This window comes from Sandarakinorhabdus sp. (assembly GCF_032115815.1).
Taxonomy (GTDB): Bacteria; Pseudomonadota; Alphaproteobacteria; order Sphingomonadales; family Sphingomonadaceae; genus Sandarakinorhabdus.
Genome location: NZ_JAUMBI010000168.1, coordinates 1 through 8,226, shown reverse-complemented (window position 1 = coordinate 8,226; position 8,226 = coordinate 1). Strand labels below are relative to the sequence as shown.

At 63.4% G+C, this 8,226-nt stretch carries 9 protein-coding genes and 1 tRNA gene; 8 read left to right on the top strand and 2 right to left on the bottom strand.

What is annotated here, in order from left to right:
• Positions 1-148: 148 nt before the first annotated feature.
• A complete protein-coding gene (locus tag RT662_RS09870) occupies positions 149-1,936 on the bottom strand; it encodes an ATP-binding cassette domain-containing protein (protein WP_313670539.1) in 1,788 nt (595 codons plus the stop codon).
• A 197-nt stretch (positions 1,937-2,133) separates the two neighbouring features.
• Between RT662_RS09870 and RT662_RS09865 the strand changes: the two genes are divergently transcribed.
• The 3 genes from RT662_RS09865 to RT662_RS09855 all read left to right on the top strand — a co-directional run bounded on the left by RT662_RS09865 (position 2,134) and on the right by RT662_RS09855 (position 4,540).
• Positions 2,134-2,424 (top strand): hypothetical protein, encoded by a 291-nt coding sequence (locus RT662_RS09865; protein WP_313670538.1) that lies wholly within the window; start codon positions 2,134-2,136, stop codon positions 2,422-2,424.
• Positions 2,425-2,523: 99 nt separating this feature from the next.
• The gene (locus RT662_RS09860) at positions 2,524-3,186 is read left to right on the top strand and encodes a response regulator transcription factor (RefSeq protein WP_313670537.1); all 663 of its coding nucleotides are present in this window, start codon (positions 2,524-2,526) and stop codon (positions 3,184-3,186) included.
• 10 nt (positions 3,187-3,196) lie between these two features.
• Entirely contained in the window at positions 3,197-4,540 is a 1,344-nt protein-coding gene (locus RT662_RS09855; protein WP_313670536.1) for a HAMP domain-containing sensor histidine kinase, read from the top strand.
• Positions 4,541-4,547: 7 nt separating this feature from the next.
• On the opposite strand, the gene RT662_RS09850 is transcribed toward RT662_RS09855, so the two are convergent.
• Positions 4,548-4,826: a chorismate mutase gene (locus RT662_RS09850; protein WP_313670535.1), complete on the bottom strand. Its 279-nt coding sequence runs from the start codon at positions 4,824-4,826 to the stop codon at positions 4,548-4,550.
• 111 nt (positions 4,827-4,937) lie between these two features.
• Here RT662_RS09850 and RT662_RS09845 point away from each other — a divergent pair, with 111 nt between their 5' ends.
• From RT662_RS09845 to RT662_RS09825, 5 genes are all read left to right on the top strand, one after another.
• Positions 4,938-5,945 carry a polyprenyl synthetase family protein gene (locus RT662_RS09845; RefSeq protein ID WP_313670534.1) on the top strand — a complete coding sequence of 336 codons (1,008 nt, stop codon included), beginning with the start codon at positions 4,938-4,940 and terminating at the stop codon, positions 5,943-5,945.
• 49 nt (positions 5,946-5,994) lie between these two features.
• Complete coding sequence (locus RT662_RS09840; protein ID WP_313670533.1) at positions 5,995-6,273, top strand: NADH dehydrogenase ubiquinone Fe-S protein 4; 279 nt, start codon at positions 5,995-5,997, stop codon at positions 6,271-6,273.
• Complete coding sequence (locus RT662_RS09835; RefSeq protein WP_313670532.1) at positions 6,273-6,470, top strand: hypothetical protein; 198 nt, start codon at positions 6,273-6,275, stop codon at positions 6,468-6,470. Before RT662_RS09840 ends, RT662_RS09835 begins: the two co-directional genes overlap by 1 nt.
• 41 nt (positions 6,471-6,511) lie before the next feature.
• Positions 6,512-6,588 (top strand) — tRNA-Arg (locus tag RT662_RS09830).
• Positions 6,589-6,806: 218 nt separating this feature from the next.
• Positions 6,807-8,226: TonB-dependent receptor plug domain-containing protein (locus RT662_RS09825; protein ID WP_409530158.1), on the top strand; the 1,420-nt coding region annotated here is incomplete at its 3' end.

The following is an 8,226-nucleotide window of genomic DNA, read 5'->3' as shown; positions in this document are numbered from 1 at the left end:
ATATTGTCTTCGTTGAGCTGAACTTGTTTCAGCATTCATGGAACGAACTGCTCCAGAAGGTGCGCCTCCTAGGGCAGCTTCGCCATGAATGCCGGCGAAACAAGTTCAGCATGACGGCTGGTTGTGGGTAGCGGTCGCCTGCGCTGCTTCAGCCCGCCAGTTGCTCTTCCATCTCGGCCAGTTCCAGCCAGCGCAGTTCCGCTGCCTCCAGCGTTTCGCGCAGGCCATCCAGTTCGGTGGTGAGCGCGGCAAAACGCGCTGGGTTCTTCGCGTAGAGATCGGGATCGGCCATCGCAGTCTCGCGAGCGGCGATGTCCTTGTTGAGTGCGGCGATACGGGCAGGCAGTTCGGTCAGTTCGCGCGCATCCTTGTAACTCAATTTTCCGGCCTTGCGGGGTGCGCTGGCCGGGGTTGCGGCGCTGATCCGGCCGCCCTTGGTGGCAGCGGCTGCCGGGGCCTGGCGGGCCACCCATTCGCTCCAGCCGCCCACGCTCACTTCGGCCTTGCCGGTGCCATCGAGGGCGACGATCATTGTCACCACCCGATCGAGGAAGGCGCGATCGTGGCTGACGAGCACCACGGTGCCATCATAATCGCCGATCACCTCCTCGATCAGATCGAGCGTTTCCATGTCGAGATCGTTGGTCGGCTCATCGAGCACCATCAGGTTCGATGGCGTGGCGAACTCGCGTGCCAGCAACAGGCGGGACTGTTCGCCGCCTGACAGGGTTTCGGCCGCCGCATCGATCACGCCGGGATCGAACAGATATTCCTTCAGATAGCCGGCGATATGCTTTTTCGAACCGTTCACCTCGATCCACTCGCCGCCATCGGCCAGCACTTCGCGCACGGTGCGGCCTTTCAACCGCTGGCGATGCTGATCGATGATGGTGGGAGCCAGCGCGGCGCTTCGGGTTATGGTGCCGCTGTCGGGTGCGATCTGCCCGAGCAGCAGCTTGATCAGCGTCGATTTGCCGGCACCGTTGGGGCCGACGATGCCGATGCGATCGCCCTTGCGGATGCGCAAGGAAAAATCATTGAGGATGGCGCGATCACCGAACGCCAGCGATATGCCCTTGGCGTCGATCAGGATCTTTGAGCCGGGATCGCTGGATTCGGTGGCGATCCGCGCTGATGTCGGCCCACGATCCAGGCTGCGGCGGGTTTCGCGCAGGTCCATCAGCTTGGAAAGCCGGCCCATGTTGCGCTTGCGCCGGGCGGTCACGCCGCGCTGCAGCCAATGTTCTTCGGCACGCAATTTGGTGTCGAGTCGCTGGGCGGTGCGCTCTTCCTCGGCAGCGACGGCTTCGGACCAGGCGTCAAAGCCGCCAAAACCCACTTCGGCGCGGCGCAGCATGCCGCGATCAAGCCAGAGGCAATTCTTTGTCAGCCGGGTGAGGAAGGCACGATCATGGCTGATGACCACCAATGCGCAGCGGCTGCGATCCAGCCAGTTTTCCAGCCATTCGATGGCACCAATATCCAGGTGATTGGTCGGCTCATCCAGCAGCAGCAGATCCGGCGCTTCGGCCAGTACCCGCACAAGCGCGGCACGGCGACGTTCGCCGCCCGATGCCGTGGCAGCGGGGCGGGCCAGATCGAGCCCGATCTGATCGGCCAGCGCCGCCACTTCGTGGGGCTGCGCGCCGCCGGCCAGCACATAATCTTCCAGGGCTTCGAAATCGCCCATCGGCGGATCCTGCTCCAGCCGGCCGATCTTCAGCCGGCCGGCCAGGGCGCGGCGGCCCTGATCCGGCTCGATACTGCCGTCGATGATCTTCAGCAGGGTGGATTTGCCGGCGCCGTTGCGGCCGATCAGCGCCACGCGGTCACGGGCATCAAGGGTGAGCGACAGGCCCTGGAACAGCCAGCCGGCACCGTTTTTCAGGCCAATTGATTCAAGAGTGAAAATAGGTTCGGGCCGGGGAGGGGACATGGGGGAGGCAGTGGCCTGTCCCGCCGCGGCTGGCAAGAGGCAGCGGTTGCACTGAAGGCGGCGATGCGGCACAAGATCGCCAGATGCTGTCGTCCAGAAACCTGTTCATGTTCAGGGCGGGTTCAAGCGGTGGCGGGCAGATGGTTGTGGTCGGAGCCGGCGCTGAAGCCTGCTCAACGCGGTTGATAAACGGGATCATGCGTGTGCGTAACCTCTTGTACTTCCTGGTCAGCCTGGCCCTGATGGCGACGTCACCGGCTCTTGCTGGCCCCAACGACGTGCACGACATGGTGCGCGCTGGGGAGATCATGCCGCTGGAACCGATCCAGCGCCGCGTGATGCAGGAAAACCGGGGTGAGTATGTGGGCGTGCAGTTTGATCAGTCCAGCCGCACCTACCGGTTCCGGTTTCTGCGGGATGGCAATCTGATCAATGTTGATGTGGATGCCCGCACCGGCGCGCCCGTTCGGCGCCGGCAGAGTTTTTGAGAACCGCCAAGCGCGCGCGGGTAGCAGCGCCAGCTGGACGGGAGCCGGTTTCATCGTGCCAGCGTTAATCGTGGACAGGACTATCGTGGACAGGGGCCAATGCGAATACTGATCGTCGAAGACGAACCCAATCTGCGTCGCCAGCTCAAGAATGCGCTGGAACAGGCAGGCTATGCCGTTGACGCCGCCGCTGACGGCGACGAAGGCCATTATCTGGGCGCCAACGAAGCCTATGACGCGGTGATCCTCGACCTCGGCCTGCCGGGCCTCGACGGGTTGACCGTGCTTGACCGTTGGCGCCGCGAAGGCCGGGTGATGCCGGTGCTGGTGCTGACCGCGCGCGACAGTTGGTCGGACAAGGTTGCCGGCCTTGATGCCGGTGCCGACGATTATCTGGCCAAGCCGTTCCAGATCGAGGAACTGGTGGCCCGGTTGCGCGCCATCATCCGGCGGGCGGCAGGGCAGGCGACATCGGAACTGACTGCCGGCGGTGTGCGCCTGGATGGCCGTTCGGGCCGAGTGACGCTGAACGGCGAACCGGTGAAATTGACCGCGCAGGAGTTCAAGCTGCTTTCCTACCTGATGCACCACAAGGGAAAGGTGGTGAGCCGAACCGAACTGATCGAACATATCTATGATCAGGATTTCGATCGCGATTCCAACACGATCGAAGTGTTCATCACCCGCATCCGCAAGAAGCTGGGTGCCGATCTGATCATGACCACGCGCGGCCTTGGCTACAGTCTCAACGATCAGCTCTGAGCCGGCAGCGGTGAGCACGCGCCGCTCGTTGCAGCGGCGCATGGTGCTGATCGCTGCGGTGTGGATCACCATGCTGCTGGGTGTGGGCGGTCTGGCGCTTGTGCAGGTGCTGGATGATACACTCACCACCAGTTTCGACGAGCAGCTGGCCAACAACCTGAATGCGATGATCAATGCGGCCGAGCTGGACGAAGTGGGTGATGTGCGCCTGCTGCGGCCGCTGGGCGATCAGCGGTTTGCCGAGCCGTATTCCGGCCTTTACTGGCAGGTGTCGGGCGGCGGCCATGCGCCGTTTCCATCGCGCAGCCTGTGGGATCGCCAGCTGGCGCAACCTCCGGGCGATCGAGATTGCCGCACCCCCTGCAAATTTGAAAGCACGCAATTTGCCGGCGAAACGCTGCGGGTGATCGCGCGCAGTGTGCGCCTGCCCGGTGCGGCCCAGCCCTTCCTGTTCCAGGTGGCGCAATCCAGCCGCGATCTTGATCGGCAGAAGGCGCGCACCCGCACCGTTGTCGGCTGGAGCCTTGGGGTGCTGGGCATCGGCCTGATCGTCATGGTCGGTCTGCAATCCATTTATGGCCTGGCCCCGCTGAGGCGGGTGTCCAAGGCCATCGCGGCCATTCGCTCCGGCGAAGCGCGGCGGGTGGAAGCGCAATTCCCGGTTGAGGTGGAACCGCTGGTGGCAGAGATCAACGAGCTGCTGGCGCATGGCGAAGCGCAGTCGGAAGCGGCGCGGCGCCACGCCGGCAATCTCGCCCATGCGCTGAAAACGCCAATGAGCGTTCTGATCGGCGAAGCGCGTGGCCGCGATGATCCGCTGGCCCGCACCATCGAAGCCCAGGTGCAGGTGATGCGGCGCCATGTCGATCACCAGCTCGCCCGCGCCCGCGCCGCCGGTCGCCGCGCCGCCTCCACCGCCCGAACACCAGTGTGGCCGTCGCTGGAAGCCATCGCGCGCACGGTCGGGCGTATCCACCAGGCCAAGGTGTTGATCGATCTGGCTGGCGATCATGATGCCGCCTTTCGCGGCGAGCAGCAGGATCTTGAGGAAATGCTGGGCAATTTGATCGACAATGCCGCTGTGCATGGCGGCGGCCGGGTGTTCATCACCGTGGAAGCCGACGCCGATCAGGTGCGGGTGCTGGTGGAAGATGACGGCAAGGGCATCGCGCCCGACCAGCGCAGCCGGCTGTTCGAACGTGGCGAACGTCTGGATACCGACAAGCCGGGCACCGGTCTTGGCCTCGCCATCGTCAAGGATGTCGCTGAACTCTATGGTGGGAGCGTCGCGCTCGACAGTTCGGAAGATCTGGGCGGCCTGCTTGTGGTGCTTACGCTTCCGCGCGCTGCCTGAACCGTCGTCAGCCGCGCGCTGCCTGATGGTGGCGGATCACCTCGTCGATCACGAAGCGCAGGAATTTCTCGGAAAATTCAGGGTCAAGATTGGCGCTGGCGGCCAAGGCGCGCAGACGGGCGATCTGCTCGGTCTCGCGGCCGGGATCAGCCGGGGGAAGACTGGTTTCAGCCTTGTAGCGGCCAACGGCCTGCGTGATCTTGAAGCGCTCGGCCAACATGAACACCAGAGCGGCATCGATATTGTCGATGCTCTCGCGATAGGCCTGCAACACCGGATCAGTCACGCGGTTTCCCCCCTGATGCCGGCAGCCCGGCACCTCGCTCTTTTGCGGCACAGCAACGCGGGGGGCAAGGCCATGCTTGCACGTGGCCAGAGTTGGGCTAAGGAAAACGCCGTGAGCGCGACTGTCCATACCCTCCGCCGAGAACCGTCGATCCAGGCGCTGATGAACCTGACTGCGCCGGGTCTCAACGCGGTCAACCATGTGATCCTCGATCGCATGCAATCGCCGGTGGCGTTGATCCCGGAACTGGCAGGCCACCTGATCGCCGGCGGCGGCAAGCGGCTGCGGCCGATGCTGACCCTGGGCTGTGCCAGCCTGCTGGGCTATGAAGGCACCCGCCATTACAAGCTGGCGGCGGCCGTGGAGTTCATCCACACGGCCACTCTGCTGCATGATGATGTGGTTGATGCGTCTGGTCTGCGCCGCGGCAAGGTCACGGCCAATGCGCTCTATGGCAATCCGGCCAGTGTGCTGGTGGGCGATTTCCTGTTCAGTCGCGCCTTTGAACTGATGGTTGAAGACGGCTCGTTGCGCGTGCTCAAGATATTGTCGCGCGCATCGGCCGTGATTGCGGAGGGCGAGGTGGCCCAGCTCACCGCCGCGCGTGATGTTACCACCACCGAAGATCGCTACCTTGATATCATCAGCGCCAAGACCGCCGCGCTGTTCGCCGCTGCCTGCCAGATTGCCGGCGTGGTCGCCGAACGTGATGAAAAGGGTGAGGAGGCGCTGGCCAGCTATGGTCGTTATCTCGGTATCGCCTTCCAGTTGGTGGATGACGCGATCGATTATGTGTCGGACGCGGAAACCATGGGCAAGAATGCCGGCGATGATTTCCGCGACGGCAAGATCACCCTGCCGGTGATCCTGGCTTATGCCCGCGGCAATGAGGATGATCGTGAATTCTGGCGCCGCGCCATGACCGGCAGAGCCAATGGCGATGTCGAACTGGCCCGTGCCGGCGAGTTGCTGCGCACCACCAATGCCGTGGCCGATACCATGGCCCGCGCTCGCCATTACGGCCAGCGCGCCATCGATGTGCTGGGCAGCTTTGCCAAGGGCCCGGCGCGTGACGCGCTCACCGAAACGGTGGAATTCGCGATCGCCCGCGCATACTGAGGCTGCCACCCACTTGCCTGCCGCCGCTTGCAAGCGCAGAAGGGCTTCCATGCACGCCCGCCTTTACCAACGCCCCAAGCACGCACTGCAGTCCGGCCGCGCCCACACCGGCGAATGGTTGCTGGAATTCGAACGCGATGATCGCATGCGCGCCGATCCGCTGACCGGCTGGACTGGCAGCGGTTTCACTGCTGGCCAGGTGCAACTGCGCTTTCCCAGCGAAGCCGCTGCTCGCGCCTACGCCGAGGCCAATGGGCTGGAGGTGGAGATTGTCACGCTGGGGCCGAGACGGTTGAAGATCCAGGCGTACGCTGACAATTTTCGCTGATGCGCAGCACGTTTGGTTCGGCAAGCGTCCGTCTGTATCGGCTTGATGACGGCGATCCGGTCGCCGAAACTCTCTTTTATGGACCGCTGGCCGAAGCCATGGCCATCGCTGCCGTCCAGAGCGAAGATGTGCAGTCCAAGCTATGGATTGCCACCGATAACGACGTCGCTCCCTATCTCGATCTGGCGGACGAGTAACGCTGGATTTTCCCGGCTTTCCGCTGCATTTGCAGCGCCACGCGCCCGTAGCTCAACTGGATAGAGCACGTGGCTTCTACCCTCGGGGTTGCAGGTTCGAGTCCTGCCGGGCGCGCCAGTTTCTCGCATTTCCAGCACTGACCGAGCCTCGCGCCTTGATCGCCAAGCGTCAAAAGGACGGCATTACCGGACGCGCCACTTCGTGGTGAGACATCTCCATGACAGATGCTTGACTAAGGGAACGTTCTCATATAGCCATCGCATGTAGTGAACGTTCACAACCGCCTCAAACAGCAGGGTGGATGAGCGACCTGGGGGAGAGAATCGCTGATGATCATGTCGTTTCGTCCGGCCGTGGGCCGTTTCATGGTCGGTGCTTCGGTGCTGGCGCTTGGGGCTGCGGCGCAGCCGGTGGTGGCGCAGACCACAGCGGCGGCTGATGCGGAAAATGTCGAGGAAATCGTCGTTTCCGGTATCCGCGCCAGCTTGCAGAAATCGCTGAGCGTGAAGCGCGATGCGCTGGGTGTCGTCGATGCCATCTCGGCTGAAGACATCGGCAAGTTTCCCGATACCAACCTCGCCGAATCGCTGCAGCGCATCACTGGCGTGTCCATCGACCGTCAGAACGGCGAAGGCTCCAAGGTTACCGTCCGCGGCTTCGGCCCCGATTTCAACCTAGTGCTGCTGAACGGCCGCCAGATGCCGGCCTCGGGCCTGGGCAGCTGCTGCGAAGCGCCGGCCTCGCGCAGCTTCGATTTCGCCAACCTCGCCGCCGAAGGCATTGCCGGCGTGCAGGTCTACAAGTCCGGCCGCGCCACGCTGCAGACCGGCGGCATCGGTTCGGTCATCAACATCCAGACCCCGCGTCCGCTGGATCGCCCCGGCTTCAAGGGCAGCATCTCGGTCAAGGGCATGATCGATCACACGTTCGAGGACACCAAGGTGACCCCGGAAGTGTCGGGTATCCTTTCCAAGACCTTTGCCGATGATCGCGTCGGCATCCTCGTCACCGGCATCTACCAGCGCCGCAAGGCCAGCCTGGCGCAGTTCAACGCTGGCTGGCGCGAAGGCTATCTGGGCAACGAGAACAACTGGGGCTCGCTGCCAGTTGACGCCAACGACTGGCGCGGCAATTTCGCCAAGACGCAGAACCGTCCGGGGCCGACCGATACCTACCAGGTCACCCAGAACGCCGGCTATGATTTCACCGACATCGATCGTGAACGCATCAACGGCCAGGTCGTGCTGCAGGTGAAACCGACCGACACGCTGAACATGGTGCTGGACTACACCTATTCGCAGAACACCATCGATGCCCGCACCAACAGCATCGGGGTGTGGTTCAACCACAACAACACCAGCAGCAGCTGGACCAATGGTCCGGCCGCCGGCCCCAATTTCTATGCCGAGGAATTCGGCCCGGGCGAAGGCAAGGACATTGCCATCACCGGTGCGCTGGCCGCCAACCGCAACATCAATAAGTCGCTGGGCGGCAACATCAAGTGGGACGGCCCGGGCGGACTGCGCCTCGAACTCGATGCGCACCATTCGACGGCGGAAAGCAAGCCGACCTCGCCGTATGGCAGTAACAGCGCCGTGGGCAGCGCCATTTTTGGCGTCGCCAGCCAAAAGGTGGATTTCACCACCGAAATGCCGGTGATCTCGGTTGCCCTGAATCCGGGCCTGAACCTGGCTGCCAACAACATTCGCCCGGCCGGCAACAGCTTCCGCAATGCCTATATGCTGGACACCATCA